The following is a 17,651-nucleotide window of genomic DNA, read 5'->3' as shown; positions in this document are numbered from 1 at the left end:
GCAGTATTTTAATCATTAATTGTGAGTTGTTCTATACTTTCAGTCCGTTTAAAATTGATTACTTTTGTGCAAATTAATGTTTTTATGCAAGTTGACCTTTCTCAATTAGATCCAAAGAAAAATATCATAATAAAAGGAGCGCAAGTCCATAACTTAAAAAATGTTGATGTTGCCATCCCACGTAATAAATTAGTAGTGATTACTGGTCTTTCCGGTTCTGGAAAATCAAGTTTAGCCTTTGATACTTTATATGCTGAAGGGCAGCGTCGTTATGTAGAAAGTTTGTCTTCCTACGCCCGACAATTTCTAGGCAGATTAGACAAACCAAAAGTAGAATACATTAAGGGAATTGCGCCCGCAATTGCAATTGAGCAAAAGGTAAACACAACCAACGCTAGATCTACTGTAGGAACATCGACAGAAATTTACGATTACATAAAATTACTTTTCGCCCGGATAGGAAGAACTTATTCTCCAGTCTCAGGTCACGAAGTTAAAAAAAATACGGTTACTGATGTTGTTTCTGATGTCAAAAATTTTGAATTAGATAGTAAATGGTTGCTTCTAGCTCCTATCCATTTAGAAGAAGGAAGAAAATTAGAAGACAAATTAAAAGTTCTTTTGCAGCAAGGTTTCGCCCGAATTTTAGTCAATAACGAAATGGTTCGTCTAGATGACTTACCAGATTCATTGGACAAAAATGAAATTCTGTTGATTGTTGACCGAATTGTCGTAAAGGAAGAAGAAGAGTTTTATAACCGTCTTGCTGATGCGGTACAAACTGCTTTTTTTGAAGGAAAAGGAATTTGCTTTTTGCAGGAATTGAATTCAGATAAAAAATACTCATATTCCAATAATTTTGAATTGGACGGCATCACATTCTTAGAGCCAAATGTTCATTTATTTAGTTTCAATAATCCTTATGGCGCTTGCCCCGTATGCGAAGGTTATGGAAATATTATAGGTATCGACGCTGAGTTAGTGGTGCCAAATACTACTTTGTCTGTTTTTGAAAATGCAATTTTTCCTTGGCGCGGAGAAAGCATGAGTTATTATAGAGATGAATTAGTTAATAAAGCATACAAGTTTGATTTTCCAATCCACAAACCGTTCTTCCAATTATCCGAAGAACAAAAAGAATTAATTTGGAACGGAAACGAATATTTTCAAGGACTGAATGCTTTTTTTAAAGAGCTAGATGCAAAAAATTACAAAATACAAAATCGTGTAATGCTATCTCGTTACCGAGGTAAAACGAAATGTTATTCTTGCAAAGGAAAACGTTTACGAATAGAGGCTTCTTACGTTAAAATTAATTCTAAAACAGTTTCAGATTTAGTCGATTTACCAATTAAACATTTGGTTACTTTCTTTCAGAATATTGAATTAGATGTTTATGAAAAGCAAATTGCCAAACGTTTATTGTTAGAAATCAATAACCGATTGTCTTTTTTAACAGAAGTTGGCTTAGATTATCTAACGTTAAATAGAAATTCTGCGACACTTTCTGGTGGCGAGTCACAACGTATTAATCTTGCCACTTCATTAGGGAGTAGTTTAGTGGGATCGATGTATATTTTAGACGAACCAAGCATTGGTTTACACCCAAAAGATACGGAGCGATTAATCAAAGTATTGCTTTCATTGCGGGATTTGGGTAATACTGTTATTGTGGTAGAGCACGACGAAGATATAATGAAAGCCGCTGATATGATTATTGACATAGGTCCTGAAGCGGGTACTTTAGGTGGAAATCTAGTTGCTCAAGGGTCATATGAAGAAATATTAAAAGCCACCTCACTCACAGCAAAATATTTAAATGGAGATTTAGAAATTTCGGTTCCAAAAAAACGAAGAACTTTCAAAAATCATATCGAAATTAAAGGTGCTAGAGAAAACAATCTTCAAAATATTGATGTCACATTTCCACTTGATGTTTTAACGGTGATTACAGGAGTTTCAGGAAGCGGAAAAAGTACGCTGGTGAAGAAAATCTTGTTTCCGGCGATGCAAAAAAAATTAGAAAATGTAGGCGAAAAAGCCGGTCAATTCACTGAAATGACAGGTTCATTTTCACAAATAAAACATATTGAATATGTTGATCAAAATCCTATAGGTAGAAGTTCGCGTTCGAATCCTGTAACGTATATCAAGGCTTATGATGACATTAGAGAATTATATGCCAGAGAAAAGCTTTCGAAAATAAGAGGATATCAAGCTAAACATTTTTCTTTTAATGTTGATGGAGGCCGTTGCGAAACGTGCAAGGGCGAAGGCTCCATAAATGTAGAAATGGTATTTATGGCTGATGTTCAATTGCCATGTGAAACTTGCAACGGTAAAAGATTTAAAAAAGAAGTATTGGAAGTAGCCTTTGAAGGGAAAAACATTCACGATATTCTAACAATGACTGTTGATGATGCTATAGCCTTTTTCTCGACTCATAAACAAGCAAAAATCATACAAAAAATACAGCCTTTACAAGATGTTGGATTAGGTTATGTACAATTAGGACAATCATCCTCGACGCTTTCTGGTGGCGAGGCGCAACGTATAAAACTAGCTTCGTTTTTAGTAAAAGGTGCTACAAAAGAAAAAGCACTTTTTGTATTTGATGAACCTACAACTGGACTTCATTTTCACGATATCAAGAAATTATTGAAATCTTTTGATGCGTTGATTGAGAAAGGACATTCTATAATTGTAATAGAACACAATCTTGACTTGATAAAATGTGCCGACTGGGTTATTGATTTAGGCCCTGAAGGTGGAGAAAATGGAGGAAAATTATTAGCAGTAGGAACCCCAGAGGAGATTATTAAAAATAAAAAATCAATTACAGGCACATATTTAAAAGCTGCTTTAAAAAAATAAAAAAAGCCGATAAATCAAACATGATTTATCGGCCTTTTTTATCTTTTATGTTGGGTTAGAATCTATATCCCAAACTGATTCCACTTCTAATTCCTCCCCATGGTCCGCTTATTTTTATAGTAGCACCATTTTGATTGGCTTTGGCTTCAATATCTCCAAAAGGAAGTTCAATCTCATCTAATTCACTTTGTAACTCCCTTTGTTCAAATGGGGTTAAATTTCTAGCGGTCCTGCCTACAAAATCTCCTTTAGAATTACCATAATGAGGCCCTACAATCCACCAGTCTAAAATAATGTGTTTTCCTAAATTAAATTGAGCTCCAAACTGTAGTCCAAAGGTATTAGCTGTGAGCTCACCTCCCATTTCAAGATTTTCTTCACCCGGTACGAAATCGCTGGAAAATTCAAAATTAACTTTTGAAATATCATATCGCAAATTTCTATAAAAAGGCGCGATGTAAAAACCTTTCCCATATCCTTCCCCTAAATAGAAACGAATTTCAGGAGTAAATGCTCTGTAACCTAGCTCCGCATTTTCAAAAATACCTTGAGTGTCCTCGCTATCAGAAGTTAAATCATTTATTTGAGATTGAAACGGTACACCTCCTTTAGGTATAAAGCTATATCCTACTACAACACCAATCCGTTTCGTAAGACTTCTTTCATATTGTAATTGAAAGTTACTAAAAATCAAACTGGTCAAACTGATTTTTACATTATTTTTTTTAATATCGTCAATCTGATTGCCAGAACGTGCTGAATAAGCAGAGGATTTAGATTGTGAATAAGCAATCGAAATAGTAAATAAAATCGCTACGAGGGATAGTAGTTTTCTTTTCATAAAAAATGATTTTTGTTAACAATTAATTAAAGTTATTAGAGCTAAGGTAGTTTAAAAACATTTATCTTCAAATGTATTTCCATCCTCGTCAATAGAAATCAATATTGTTTTTGATTTAGACAAAACTTGAGTGTTATAAATCCAAACAACTGACCAAACACCTAAAGTCAAACAGCAAATAAAAAAATTTGAAATATGATCTATTTTATTTCCTTCCTTTTTTAAAACGGCATAAGGCAACTTATCATTTTGTTCTACAATTACAAATCCGCTTTTCAGCTTGTTAGCTAGCATTATTGAAAATTTCTTAAAGTTATCAGTACTTACATTTTTCATTTCCATTATTATTGAACTTTTAATCAATTATAGCTTTATTAGCATTGACAAAAATAAAGGAAAACATAAGCAAGGACAATACCCACTTTTAGTGATATTTGAATTTTAACGTTTGATCATAAAGCATCTACCAGGTAAACTAAATCCTCTTGGCAAAGTTACCTATATCGCAAAAATTGAAATATTTACTTTCTAATTTTATTTAATACAAAATCAATAGCTTCATTAATTTCAGTAGAAATAACAAACTTGTAATTAATATAAACGTATATTAAGGTAATTAAAAGTGCTTTTAAAAATATAGAAAGCACTGGAGTAAAAGGAAATTCCCAGAAATAAAACAATATAAATAGTATAAAAGTAATTATTATCGAGTAGAGTGTTTGAGCCGTAAACGGATATAAGTGCAATCTTTTAACTACAAATAACAACTTTGCAACGCTATACAAAGTTATTGACAATAATGTCGCAAAAGCACATCCCATAATTCCGTAAAGAGGGATAAATAACATATTAAGTCCAATGGCTACAGCAACAAGAAGAACACCCAAGAATAATACTGCCCTATAATACTTTGTATTAAAAATAATGGCATTGTTGTTACCTAAAATCAAGTCAAAATATTTAGAAATACCAATCATAAACACAACTAGAAGTCCACCGCTGTATTCTTTTGGAATCATTGCATACAATTGATTAATATTAACAAAAATCCCCAACATTACGTAACCTCCAACTACTTGCAAATTAATAGAAGTTTTTTTGTACAAAACATTTAGCTCTTCAAACTTATTTTCGTGCATTAATTTAGCAGTGATGGGATACACAATTTGGTGCATGGCTCGACTTGGAACTGAAATTACTAATGCTATGAATGTGGCAATGGAATAGAAAGCAATATTATCAATAATCATATATTGATTCAACATTATTTTATCGCCATCAAGCAATAAATTAGCTACGCTTCCCGATAAGATAATGTAAAAGGTATAAGTTAATATCTCTTTAGAATTTGAAGGCATGGCAAATTGAAAAGTAGGTTTTTGAATTCCAAAAGCATAAAACATTGTTACTAAAAAAGCCAAAAAATATAATCCAGCAGTCGCGTAAACAAACCCTTCTACAGTAAGCCAGTCAAAATTGACAGCAATTAATAACAGTAATGAAAATAATCGTAGTCCCACTTCTTTTACGAAATTTCCAAAAACCGAATGCATGTGAACTCTTGCCCAAGCGTAAAAAATTTCGAAATAAGCCATGCATAAACCTATAAAAGGAATCAACCAGACGTAATATTTTACTATTTCATTTTTTTTCGAAAGAAAATATAAAATTTCATCATAAAAATAAAGTGAAATTAATAGCATTGGAATTATTAGTACCAGCGGAAACAAAACTGTAAAAGATAAAAATCGAGATTTTTCATCAATAGTTTTATACTGAGAATAAAACTTCACTAATGAATTTTGCATACCAATTGCAAAAAGCGGCATAATGACATTTGCGCAAGAGGTTATGTAATTTGTTAATCCATAAAAAGTAGCACCAAGAAGAACCGGATATAAATAAAGTGTATTTATGGCGCCAATACCAAAACCCAAATATGTAATAATTGTATTCTTTAAAGACTGATTTAATACTATTCCCATGAAAAGTTTAAAGTTATGTATTGAGCTTAGAAAGTAGAATTGAGCAATTGTGCCAATTCTTTGGTCAAACTTTTTCTGGAATATTTTTGCAAACCCACCCCACTTGATTGTAATTTCCCTTCTAAAAACTGATTGTAAAAGTCCAAAATTACACTTTTTAATTTCAATTTCTCTGAATATTTAAAAAACACTCCCGTGTTTGTATTCGTAATTATTTCAGCAAAATCAGAATCCTGAGGACCAATTGCAATAATTGGACGACCAGAAACCATATATTCAAATAGTTTTCCTGGAATAATACTTTTAGTATCTTCAGAATCAATTTCGATAAGAAGTAAAACCTGCGATTTCCTCTGGTGCGCAATGGCTTCGTTATGCGATACATAACCTAAATTATTCAGATAAGAATCTAGCTTATAATTTGTGACAGTTTCTAAAACTTCCTGACTCACAGCTCCTATTAATTTTATCTCTAAATGCGATTTAAAATCAGGAATTTCATTTATTAATTCAACCAAACTTTCCCATAAAATTAATGGATTTCGCTCCGAAAGAAAAGAACCAATGTGCGCTAAACTAAATTTAGAATCTATGGTTTGTTGCTCCACTTTTTCAGTATCATAACCATTTGTTATTACAGCAATAGGTTTATTAGTAATTGCTTGGAACTCAGTTTTAGTTGTTTTACTAGTTACGATAATTGTATCGGCAGTATTCAAAACTTGCTGTTCTAAGGCCCTGTGTTTTTTAGCTGCAAAACTAGACAACCGCAATGTTTTATGATAGCCGATAGTTGTCCACGGATCTCGAAAATCGGCAAACCATTTTACATTTAATTTCTCTTTAAGTTCTAATCCAATAAGATGCAAACTATGCGGCGGTCCAGAAGTAATTATAGTATCAATATTATTTTCTAAAATGTATTTCTCTAAAAAAGACACAGAAGGTTTTACCCAAAAAACACGTGCGTCAGGAATAAAAAGATTACCCCGAATCCAGAGTAATGTTTTATCTAAAAAAGATTGTTTTTTTTGATTAGGAATAATTCCTGAGCTAATTTTTTTTGTTTTATTCTTCGAAAGAAAAGAAGCTAATTGATAAGGTTCAAAAATATTTTGTTTTAAAATAATTGCTTTATCTGAAACTTCATTTACTAGTTTTTCATCAACAATAGGATAAGTTGGGTTCTCAGGAATATAAACTATTGGCTGAACGCCAAAGTCAGGTAAGTATTTAACAAACTTTAGCCAGCGTTGAACGCCAGGACCTCCAGCTGGTGGCCAATAGTAAGTAACTATTAAGATTTTTTTATTTAACAAAATAATTTATTTATCATTTTGTCATTCTGACGAAGGAAGAATCTCTGTAATTATTATTTAGATTGTTTCTTGGTCAAATGACAAATTAGTTGAGGAATTACTGATTTATAATTTATTTTAAATCCACAATAAATGAAGTGACATTTCTATACAATTCTCTGGAAATATAAAATAAAGCTGGAAGAGACGGAATTATAAAATAGATTTTAAATTTTCCAGTGAAAAGATAAGTACCAATTAAAATACCGATAGTAAAACCTAATAAAAATATTAATAGTACTATTTGCTGAAACGATTTTAAACTCAATAATTCTTTCATGATTTAATTTTTAAACTTTTTTTTCTTTCAAAATAAATTCCACCAATTAATAGAAATAAGATTCCAACACTAATTACTAGGTTAATCGCGCTGCCAGTTTGTATCACTTGAGGTTCAAACATAAATTCTACTTTATGTTTCCCAGCTGGAGATTGATGATTGATGATTAACGATTTTTGATTTCAGATTTAGAAAATTAGTAATCAGCATTCGTTTAAAAAAATCTTAAATCTTAATTCCTCTCTTTCTTTCAAAATAAATTCCACCAATTAAAAGAAGCAAAATTCCAACACCGCTTACTAGTGTAATCATGCTGCCGGTTTTTATCACTTGAGGTTCAAACATAAATTCTACTTTATGTTTCCCAGCTGGAGATTGATGATTGATGATTAACGATTTTTGATTTCAGATTTAGAAAATTAATAATCAGCATTCGTTTAAAAAAATCTTAAATCTTAATTCCTCTTTTTCTTTCAAAATAAATTCCACCAATCAAAAGAAGCAAAATTCCAACACCACTTACTAGTGTAATCATGCTGCCGGTTTTTATCACTTGAGGTTCAAACATAAATTCTACTTTACGTTTCCCAGCTGGAGATTGATGATTGATGATTAACGATTTTTGATTTCAGATTTATAAAATTAATAATCAGCATTCGTTAATCAAAATCTTAAATCTTAATTCCTCTCTTTCTTTCAAAATAAATTCCACCAATCAAAAGAAGCAAAATTCCAACACCACTTACTACTGTAATCATGCTGCCGGTTTTTATCACTTGAGGTTCAAACATAAATTCTACTTTATGTTTCCTAGCTGGAGATTGATGATTGATGATTAACGATTTTTGATTTCAGATTTATAAAATTAATAATCAGCATTCGTTTAAAAAAATCTTAAATCTTAATTCCTCTTTTTCTTTCAAAATAAATTCCACAAATCAAAAGAAGCAAAATTCCAACACCACTTACTAGTGTAATCATGCTGCCGGTTTTTATCACTTGAGGTTCAAACATAAATTCTACTTTACGTTTCCTAGCTGGAGACTGATGATTGATGATTAACGATTTTTGATTTCAGATTTATAAAATTAATAATCAGCATTCGTTTATCAAAATCTTAAATCTTAATTCCTCTCTTTCTTTCAAAATAAATTCCAGCAATCAAAAGAAGCAAAATTCCAACACCGCTTACTAGTGTAATCATGCTGCCGGTTTTTATCACTTGAGGTTCAAACATAAATTTTACTTTATGTTTACCAGCTGGAGATTGATGATTGATGATTGATGATTAACGATTTTTGATTTCAGATTTAGAAAATTAATAATCAGCATTCGTTTAAAAAAATCTTAAATCTTAATTCCTCTCTTTCTTTCAAAATAAATTCCAGCAATCAAAAGAAGCAAAATTCCAACACCGCTAACGATAGTAAATGTACTCCCGGTTTTTATCACTTGAGGTTCAAATTTGAATTCAATTGTATGTTTCCCAGCTGGAATTTCTAATCCTCTTAACACATAATTTACTCTAATATGATCCACACTTTTCCCGTCAATGTAAGCATTCCAGCCTTTTCCATAATACATCTCGGAAAAAACAGCTAAACCAGCATCAGCGTTATTTGATGAATAAATTAAATGATTTGGTTTGTAAGAATCTAATGTTATTTGCGCTGCAACGTCTTTGGCGAAAGCTTTTTTACTAATTTTAAATTCTTTAGCATTTATAATTGCTATATTTTTAGAATCTAATCCATTTAAAATCTTCATTTCTTCATCGGAGGAATTAACCAATTTCACTTGACTTACAAACCAAGCATTTCCGTTAGCATTTGGGTTTGAAGTTGGAAACTCATTACCTTCTTTATCCGTTTGAATTATATACTTTACATCTAACATATTTAAGATTTCCATATTGTTATTCGCAATTTGGTAATCAAATAATTGTTGCATTCTTCTTGGTTTCACAGCACTGTAACCACCGATAGATTTATGAAAATAAGAAGCTCTAGCACTTGATAAATTTCCAGAAACCTCAAAGACTCTATAATTAGAAGTATCTTTTAAAATTTCAGTATCTGACGGAGATTCTTGAAAAGGCATTTCAACTTCTCTGCCACTGACAAAATCTTTTCCAGAGACATAATTTTTTGCAACAAAAAATAAATCGGAAATCATCAAAAGCCCAACAATTATGATTGCTGTATTTTGAGCAAATCGCTCCTTTATAGCAAGCCATAAAACTGCGGCCGTTACCAATATAAAAAACGCAGAACGCAATAAATCACTACTAAACAAATTCATTCTATCTTGCTTTAAAGCATCCACAAATTCAGGACCGTAACTTTCTTGAAAATAAGCGTCGCTACCTCCAGAAAAACTGAACAAACTCTTGCTTAAAAACAAAATAACTAAAATTCCTAAAACTAAAATTACAGTTTCATAAAGCCCTTTCCATTGTAGTTTTTTGTCTAATTTAAAGAACGATTGTAGTCCCATAATTGCCAGTACTGGAAAACACAGTTCCAGAATTACTTGTATCGAGGAAACCGCTCTGAATTTATTATACATTGGAATATAATCGATAAAAAAGTCAGTCAGCAATGGAAAATTCTTTCCCCAAGATAAGATCAAAGCCACAACTGCACCCGACAAAAACACATATTTTATTTTGCGTTGATCAATAAATAGAGCCAAAATTGCAAGAAAAAAAACAACTGCACCTATATAAGCTGGAGCTGCAACAATGGGTTGATCGCCCCAATAAGTTGGCATTCCAGAGACAAAATCAGTAGCTTGAGATTCCGGAACTCCTTTGCCAATCATGAATTCATACATGTGACTGTCTTTGCCCACAGCTTCATTATTTGAACCTCCAAATAATCTTGGTGCAATCAAATTAAAACTTTCCATAATTCCGTAACTATATTCAGTTATATAATCATGAGTTAGCGCGCTGCTACTAGTGTTTTTAGAACCATCAGGATTGTAAGTTAGCTCGCTTTTGCCGCGAGTACTAAAATCGGCGTATTCCGCTGTAGCTAATAGATTTGTAGCATTTGCACCAATAGCGAAAATTCCAGCTATAGCTAGTGTTCCAAATGAATATAGCATGGCTTTGTACTCCTTCTCTTTTATTTGCTGAAAAATAAAATACCCAGAAAGTATCAATAAAAAAATCAGTAAGTAATAGGTCATTTGGAAGTGGTTTGCACTGATTTCTAATGCTGTCGCAAAAAGTGTGAGCAAACCTCCAATAATATATTTTTTTTGGAAAACCAAAATAAAGCCTGCAACAACGAGCGGCATATAAGCAATAGCGTGCGCTTTGGCATTATGGCCTACGCCAAGAATAATAATTAAATAGGTGGATAAACCAAAAGCAAGCGCGCCAAAAAAAGCTTTTAAAGGATCTACTTTTAAAACCAGCATTAAGCCATAAAACCCTAAAAAGTATAGGAATAAATAATCCGCAGGACGTGGCAAAAAACGTAATGCATCATCAATCGCGCCAATGTAATCATTTGGATATTTTGCACCTAATTGATACGTTGGCATTCCGCCAAAAGCAGAATTTGTCCAATAAGGTTCCGTATTATTTATAGCTCTAAAGTCGTTTTGCTCTTTAGCCATTCCAGTATATTGCACAATATCTGATTGAAAAATCTGTTTTCCTTGTAAAACAGGATAGAAATAAATTAAAGAAATCAATACAAAACCTAAAATGGCTAGAGCGTGCGGATAGAACTTATTTATTATTTTCAATTTAACAAAATTTGGATTAAAGGAAAAGATTATTCAAAGCGCAAACTTAGTCTATTTCTTCGTAATCAACATAATCTCCTACTTTTTTGGTTTCCTTGGGATTTTTGGAGTTTGTAGTGTTATAAATTACTTCATCTGTTGTTTGCGTTTTTTTCCAATTATTCTGTTGTTGCTGTTGCTGATGTTGCATCTTCTGACCTGCCTTTTCGACTACTTTTTTTACAATTAAAGGCAAAAACAGTTTTGCTAAAAATCTAAATATGTAGTAGAAAGCAATCATATAAAAAAGTACTTTCAGAAAACCAGTAAAAGAGGCTATTTGCATAAATTTGTATTTTTTGTCAAAATTAATAAATCCTGAGCTAATCTTGAGGACAAAAATAAAATATCATTCTTAATTAAATGATAAATTACAGTACATTTGGAAAGCCTAAATTCTATTTAAATTTAAATTTATATGTGTAAAATAAAATATTTCATCTTATTTGCGACGATCTTATGTCCATTTTTGCATTACGGACAATTTACAGATCAAATTAACTCCAATCGGCCCGGCGAAACAATGTCGGCATTCTCAGTAGGTAAATCAGTTTTTCAAATTGAAACAGGTGTTTATGGAATTCACGAAAAACACAGCATTCTAAACTATACCAATAATGGATTAGGAGCAGACATGATGCTTCGGTGGGGATTATTTGTAGAGGAATTAGAAATTATAGCCAATTTTCAATACCAAGACCAACAGCAAACAAGCAGATTTCAAAATGAACGACAGTCAGGATTAAAAGAAACTGTTTTTGGAGCAAAATATCTAATATACGATCCGTTTAAAAACTATGAGAAAAAAGTAAACTTATACAGTTGGAAAGCAAATCGAAAATTCACTTGGCGTCAACTAGTTCCTGCTGTCTCTGTATTTGCAGGAGCAAATCTGACTCTTGCTGATAATCCATTCTCTTTTTCTCCTGAAGCCAGTGTATCTCCAAAAATAATGTTGATCACCCAAAACCATTTAGGCGATGGAAAATGGGTTTTTGTAACAAATATAATCGCTAATTATTTAACTACTGACTTCCCAAGTTACGGTTACGTGCTCACACTTACAAGAGGTTTTGGTCAGAAATGGTCGGGATTTATTGAAAATCAAGGATATAAAAGTGATTTTTACAGCGATGCAATTGTTCGAGGCGGTGCTGCATACTTATTCAATAATAACCTTCAAATTGATGCATCGATTAGTAATAGTTTAAAAAATACTCCTTCTATTTTATATGGAGGAATTGGACTATCATGGCGATTTACAGGAAATTATAAAGAAGTGAGAATGGATATTAAGCCAGAAGATTCTAAAAAGAAGGCATCCAAAAGAGTTCGCAAAACAAAAAAAGGTTAAATACAGAATTTAAATTATAGCATGATTACAATACACGAAGCAGTAACTAAAGGTGAATTAAAAGAATTTGTAAAATTTCCTTTTTCACTGTATAAAAATAATAAATATTGGGTTCCTCCTCTTATTGTGGATGAACTTGAAGGTTTTGATAAAACAAAAAACCCAGCTTTTGAAACGGCAGAATCTTATTTCTATATTGCCAAAAGAAATAATGAAATAGTAGGTCGGATAACTGCAATTATCAATTGGAGTGAAGTAAATGATCAAGGAAAGAAGAAGGTACGTTTTGGTTGGTTTGATGTAATTGACGATATCGAAGTCACAAAAGCACTTTTAGAAAAAGTATATCAACTTGGGCGTAAAAATAATTTAGAATATGTAGAAGGACCAATGGGTTTTTCAAATCTTGATAAAGTAGGCGTTTTGACAGAGGGTTTTGACGAAATTGGAACAATGATAACGTGGTACAATCATCCTTATTATGCTACTCACTTTGAAAAACTTGGATATTTAAAAGAAAAAGAATATATCGAAAGTAAATTTCCATTTGAAAATGTAAAATTGGAGTTTTTTGAAAAGGCAAATGATTTAGTTAAAAGAAGGTACCAACTAAGTCCGCTAAACTTTAAAACTACAGCGGAAGTAATGCCTCATGTAGATAAAATGTTTGATTTATTCAATAAATCGTATGCCTCTTTATCATCATTTGTAGCCATTTCGGATACTCAGAAAGAATATTTTAAAAAAAAATATATCAGTTTTATCAATCCTGAATTCATAAAGTTTGTAGAAGATAAAGATCATAATATAATTGCTTTTAGTATCGTGATGCCTTCGTTTTCAGAAGCCTTACAAAATTCAAAAGGTAAACTATTTCCTTTTGGATTTCTGAGGATGTTAAATGCAAAGAAAAATAGCAAAGACGTAATTTTCTATCTAATTGGGGTTTTGCCTGAATATCAAAACAAAGCCGTTACCGCAGTAATTTTTAAAGAATACTACGAAACGTTTAAGGAAAAAGGAATTCTTAATTGCTACAGAACCCCTGAACTAACTGACAACGCTGCAAGCCTGAATTTATGGAAGCATTTTCACCCTGAAATTCATAAACGAAGATGCACTTTTAGAAAAGAATTATGAACAGTGATGCGCTTTAAAAAAGTCAATTTTTAAAACCTTACACAAGCAAAAAATCCATTAGCTCACACTAATGGATTTTTCATTTATTGTATAAGAAACTTTTTCTATTTCATTGCTACTAAGGTTACACTTACAACAAAGATATTAAGCGTCTAAATCAACTTTAGTTCGAGAAGCGATTTCCTTGTATGTTCCGTTAACTAATTTCTCACGAATTGCTTCAAAAGCAACTAAAGTCTCATTAATATCATCTAACGTATGAGGTGCAGTTGGAATAACACGCAATAAAATCATTCCTTTTGGAATAACTGGATAAATTACAATTGATAAGAAAATACCATAGTTTTCTCTTAGATCATTTACCATAACCATTGCCTCAGGTACACTTCCTTCCAGATAAACAGGAGTTACACAAGTGTTTGTATCACCTATATTAAAACCTCTACTTCTCAATCCAGTTTGTAATGCGTTCACATTTTCCCATAATTTATTTTTCAATTCTGGGTGGTCACGCAATAGTTGTAATCTTTTTAACGATCCAATAGTTTGGATCATCGGCAACGCTTTAGCAAACATTTGAGAACGTAAATTGTATTTTAAATAATCAATTATGTCTTTATCTGCAGCTATGAAAGCACCAATATTGGCCATCGATTTTGCAAAAGTAGAGAAATAAACATCAATTCCGTCTTGACAGTTTTGTTCCTCGCCAGCTCCTGCTCCAGTTTTACCAAGTGTACCAAAACCGTGCGCGTCATCGACCAATAAACGAAAGTTAAACTTTTCCTTCATGGCAACAATCTCTTTCAATTTTCCTTGTTGACCACGCATTCCAAAAACTCCTTCTGTAATAAAAAGAATTCCTCCTCCAGTTACTTCGGCTAGTTTAGTAGCACGCTCCAAGTTTTTTTCCATACTTGCAAGATCGTTATGACGGTACGTAAAACGTTTTCCCATGTGCAAACGAACACCATCAATAATACAAGCGTGTGCATCTACATCATAAACAATTACATCATTTTTTGAAACCAAAGCGTCAATAGTTGACATAATTCCTTGATAACCAAAATTTAATAAATAAGCTGATTCTTTCATTACAAAAGCGGCTAATTCATTTTCTAATTGCTCGTGATACTTAGTGTGACCACTCATCATTCGGGCTCCCATTGGGTAAGCTGCGCCAAATTCGGCAGCCGCATCAGTATCTGCTTTACGCACTTCAGGATGATTTGCAAGACCTAAATAGTCATTCAAACTCCAATTCAAAATATTTTTTCCGCCAAACTGCATTCTTGGACCCAACTCACCTTCTAACTTTGGAAAAACAAAATAACCCTCAGCTTGTGAAGCCCATTTTCCTAACGGTCCCTTATTGTTTTGAATCCTTTCAAATAAATCTTTTACCATAATATATCAAGTAATAATATTAATTTTAAGCAGTTGCAAAAATAATTATTTAAAGTTTAAAAAGGACTTGAAAGCAAAATTATTTTTAGGGTTTGTTATCATGGGTCTACAAGAAATTTCTCTTTTGGTATGGTTTTCTAATAGTAAATTTTTCTACATTAAGAATTGTTATTGTTTACCGCAAAACAGTGTTGCAAGAAGAGGTTGAACAAACACGTAATGGCACTATCTTAAAACTATATTTCTTAATAAAGTTTGTATATTTGATTAACAATTTTCAAAAGATTTATAATGTCTCAAAATACAAAAGAATTAAAATTAGCAGTACTCATCGATGCTGATAATGTACCCTATAGCAATGTAAAGGGAATGATGGAGGAAATTGCTAAATATGGAACACCAACAACAAAACGTATTTATGCTGACTGGACAAAGCCAAATGCTAGCGGCTGGAAAAGTGTTTTATTAGAACATGCCATCACTCCTATTCAACAATATAGTTATACTGTAGGTAAAAATTCATCAGATTCAGCAATGATTATTGATGCGATGGATTTATTGTACTCAGACAAAGTGGATGGTTTTTGTATTGTTTCTAGTGATTCTGATTTTACTCGATTAGCAATTAGATTGAGAGAATCAGGAATGAAAGTAATAGGAATTGGCGAACAAAAAACCCCAAATTCTTTTATTGTTGCTTGTGATCGATTTATTTATATCGAAGTTCTAGACGGCGCTATTAAGAAAAAAGCTAAAAAACCTATCGCTGATTCAAAAAAGCAACTGGAAAAACCAATTGGAAAACCAGTTGAAAAAGCGCCAAATAAGATTGAAATGCAAACTATAGAACTTATTGAAACTACAATAGAAGATATTTGCGATGATGATGGATGGGCATTTCTGGGCGATGTAGGAAATCTAATTGTGAAAAGAAAACCAGAATTTGATCCAAGAAGTTATGGTTTTACAAAATTAACGCCCATGCTAAAATCATTAACCGACATATTAGAAATTGACGAAAGAGAATCAGATAAAAAAGGAATAAAACATGTTTATGTGCGGTTGCGCTTTAGTTAAAATTGTACCTGATAAATTCTAGTTCTCTAAGCAGACCTCGTAAAATAATAATCTAAAAATCATAAAAAAAGTCCCAAGATGAAAAATCAGTTGGGACTTTTTTTAAATTTTGAAGAAGGAATTATTTTTTAGCTAATGCTGCACTCATTTCCATTGAGATAGCAGAACGCTCCATTTTTAGTTTTCCTGACATGGTTTCAATCACAACAGTTGTATCTGCTAATTCAGAAACTTTTCCGTGAAGTCCACTTTTAGTGATAATTTTATCACCTACTTTTAGAGCGCTTTCAAATTCTTTCTCACTTTTAGCTTTTTTTTGCTGTGGTCTTATCATGAAAAAATAAATCACGACAAACATTAATATAAAAGGTGCAAATTGAGTTAACTGTTCCATAATTTTAATTGTCTTTTTTTGTTAGTTATTACATTAAACCGCGACCGGCTTTAATGATTCTTTTATTACTGTTTAATTCTTTAACCAAATTATCTAAAATTCCGTTGATAAAAATACTACTTTTCGGTGTAGAATATTCTTTTGCAACCTCTAAATATTCGTTAAGGGTTACTTTTACTGGAATTGACGGAAATTTCAAAAATTCACAAATGGCCATTTTCAAGATTATTGTGTCAATTTCGGCAATTCTATCAGCGTCCCAATTTGGTGTTTTATCAAGGTATTCCTTTGCTAACTCTTTTTCGTTTAAAACTGTTTTTCGAAACAAATCTTTCACAAAATCCCTATCCTCATTGTCTTTATACAATTTAGGAACTCTAAAATTATCATTTTCACCTGCTTTAATCGCTTTCAATTGTTTGATAATATGAGTGTTTACAAGCGGAATATCGTCAACCCATGTTAGTTTGTCATCTTCTAAATAATCGTATAACTTTTCATTTGGTACAATAACATCCATGAATAAATCAACAATAAATTGGCGATCTTCTTCAAATGTATTGACTGCATTAGTCATGTAATCAGCATATAATTTGCTTGTTTTCACATCATTTAAAAGCAGTAAAATATAATCATCGTTTAGCGACCAATTATTAATTTTGCGAGTTTCCAGCGCAATACTCAGCGAATTATTGTCTGACAGAATTTGGAAAATTTGATTTTTGATGAATTTCTCATTCGGCTTGCGCTCTTCAGGAGTTGCAAGGTGCTTTAGACTTGATTTATGCAAAAAGATCGATTCTGTTTTGCAAATTTCAATTAGCGATGATAACATAACAAGGTATAAATCTTGGATATTTTCGATACTATAAAAAAGAAATTTTTCTTCTTTCTCTAGGTTATCTGAACCGCTTTGATGCATCGCATAAATGGACTGCATAACTTTAACGCGAATGTGTCTTCTATTTACCACCTTGTAAGAACTTTTTATAAATTAGGGTGCAAAAATAAGTATTTCATTTTTCTAAATAAAATATATCGGTACTTTATTTTAAAGTGTTCAGTGGTTAGATTTAAACAATCAATTGCTCAAGAAAACAGATAATTCATTCATTTTCTACAATTAATTTAATAATCTTT

Annotated in this window: 14 protein-coding genes; 4 read left to right on the top strand and 10 right to left on the bottom strand. The window is 31.9% G+C overall.

The features are described from left to right. The first annotated feature begins 84 nt into the window (after positions 1-84). The gene (uvrA, locus tag BUB42_RS05375) at positions 85-2,874 is read left to right on the top strand and encodes an excinuclease ABC subunit UvrA (protein WP_073017968.1); all 2,790 of its coding nucleotides are present in this window, start codon (positions 85-87) and stop codon (positions 2,872-2,874) included. 55 nt (positions 2,875-2,929) lie between these two features. Here the strand turns inward: uvrA and BUB42_RS05370 are convergent, their stop codons facing one another. The 7 genes from BUB42_RS05370 to BUB42_RS05340 all read right to left on the bottom strand — a co-directional run bounded on the left by BUB42_RS05370 (position 2,930) and on the right by BUB42_RS05340 (position 11,425). Continuing rightward, complete coding sequence (locus BUB42_RS05370; protein WP_084118293.1) at positions 2,930-3,715, bottom strand: hypothetical protein; 786 nt, start codon at positions 3,713-3,715, stop codon at positions 2,930-2,932. 51 nt (positions 3,716-3,766) lie between these two features. After that, complete coding sequence (locus BUB42_RS05365; protein WP_073018228.1) at positions 3,767-4,051, bottom strand: hypothetical protein; 285 nt, start codon at positions 4,049-4,051, stop codon at positions 3,767-3,769. 185 nt (positions 4,052-4,236) lie between these two features. After that, the gene (locus BUB42_RS05360; RefSeq protein WP_073017966.1) at positions 4,237-5,700 is read right to left on the bottom strand and encodes a lipopolysaccharide biosynthesis protein; all 1,464 of its coding nucleotides are present in this window, start codon (positions 5,698-5,700) and stop codon (positions 4,237-4,239) included. Between the two features lie 26 nt (positions 5,701-5,726). After that, positions 5,727-7,019 carry a glycosyltransferase family 4 protein gene (locus BUB42_RS05355; RefSeq protein ID WP_073017964.1) on the bottom strand — a complete coding sequence of 431 codons (1,293 nt, stop codon included), beginning with the start codon at positions 7,017-7,019 and terminating at the stop codon, positions 5,727-5,729. A 112-nt stretch (positions 7,020-7,131) separates the two neighbouring features. After that, positions 7,132-7,338, bottom strand: coding sequence for a hypothetical protein (locus tag BUB42_RS05350; protein ID WP_073017962.1), 207 nt, complete (start codon positions 7,336-7,338; stop codon positions 7,132-7,134). 1,347 nt (positions 7,339-8,685) lie between these two features. Then, a complete protein-coding gene (locus BUB42_RS05345; RefSeq protein ID WP_073017960.1) occupies positions 8,686-11,100 on the bottom strand; it encodes a YfhO family protein in 2,415 nt (804 codons plus the stop codon). A gap of 46 nt (positions 11,101-11,146) precedes the next feature. Further along, positions 11,147-11,425, bottom strand: coding sequence for a DUF4834 family protein (locus BUB42_RS05340; RefSeq protein WP_073017959.1), 279 nt, complete (start codon positions 11,423-11,425; stop codon positions 11,147-11,149). A 132-nt stretch (positions 11,426-11,557) separates the two neighbouring features. Between BUB42_RS05340 and BUB42_RS05335 the strand changes: the two genes are divergently transcribed. Both BUB42_RS05335 and BUB42_RS05330 read left to right on the top strand, forming a co-directional pair. Further along, complete coding sequence (locus tag BUB42_RS05335) at positions 11,558-12,493, top strand: transporter (RefSeq protein ID WP_073017957.1); 936 nt, start codon at positions 11,558-11,560, stop codon at positions 12,491-12,493. 21 nt (positions 12,494-12,514) lie between these two features. Further along, positions 12,515-13,633 (top strand): GTP cyclohydrolase, encoded by a 1,119-nt coding sequence (locus tag BUB42_RS05330; RefSeq protein WP_073017948.1) that lies wholly within the window; start codon positions 12,515-12,517, stop codon positions 13,631-13,633. A gap of 144 nt (positions 13,634-13,777) precedes the next feature. Here the strand turns inward: BUB42_RS05330 and BUB42_RS05325 are convergent, their stop codons facing one another. Then, on the bottom strand, positions 13,778-15,040 hold the full coding sequence (locus BUB42_RS05325) for a cysteate-C-fatty acyltransferase (RefSeq protein WP_073017946.1): 1,263 nt from the start codon (positions 15,038-15,040) through the stop codon (positions 13,778-13,780). Between the two features lie 291 nt (positions 15,041-15,331). Between BUB42_RS05325 and BUB42_RS05320 the strand changes: the two genes are divergently transcribed. After that, on the top strand, positions 15,332-16,117 hold the full coding sequence (locus tag BUB42_RS05320; protein ID WP_073017944.1) for an NYN domain-containing protein: 786 nt from the start codon (positions 15,332-15,334) through the stop codon (positions 16,115-16,117). A gap of 121 nt (positions 16,118-16,238) precedes the next feature. Here BUB42_RS05320 and yajC read toward each other — a convergent pair whose 3' ends face one another. Both yajC and nusB read right to left on the bottom strand, forming a co-directional pair. After that, a complete protein-coding gene (yajC, locus tag BUB42_RS05315; protein WP_073017942.1) occupies positions 16,239-16,511 on the bottom strand; it encodes a preprotein translocase subunit YajC in 273 nt (90 codons plus the stop codon). A gap of 28 nt (positions 16,512-16,539) precedes the next feature. Beyond that, positions 16,540-17,451 carry a transcription antitermination factor NusB gene (gene nusB / locus BUB42_RS05310; protein WP_073018227.1) on the bottom strand — a complete coding sequence of 304 codons (912 nt, stop codon included), beginning with the start codon at positions 17,449-17,451 and terminating at the stop codon, positions 16,540-16,542. Between the last annotated feature and the right edge of the window lie 200 nt (positions 17,452-17,651).

Origin of the sequence: Flavobacterium micromati, assembly GCF_900129585.1 — a bacterium.
GTDB classification, from domain to species: Bacteria; Bacteroidota; Bacteroidia; order Flavobacteriales; family Flavobacteriaceae; genus Flavobacterium; species Flavobacterium micromati.
Note: the sequence above shows the minus strand (reverse complement) of the source record. Positions and strands in the feature narration are given on the sequence as shown.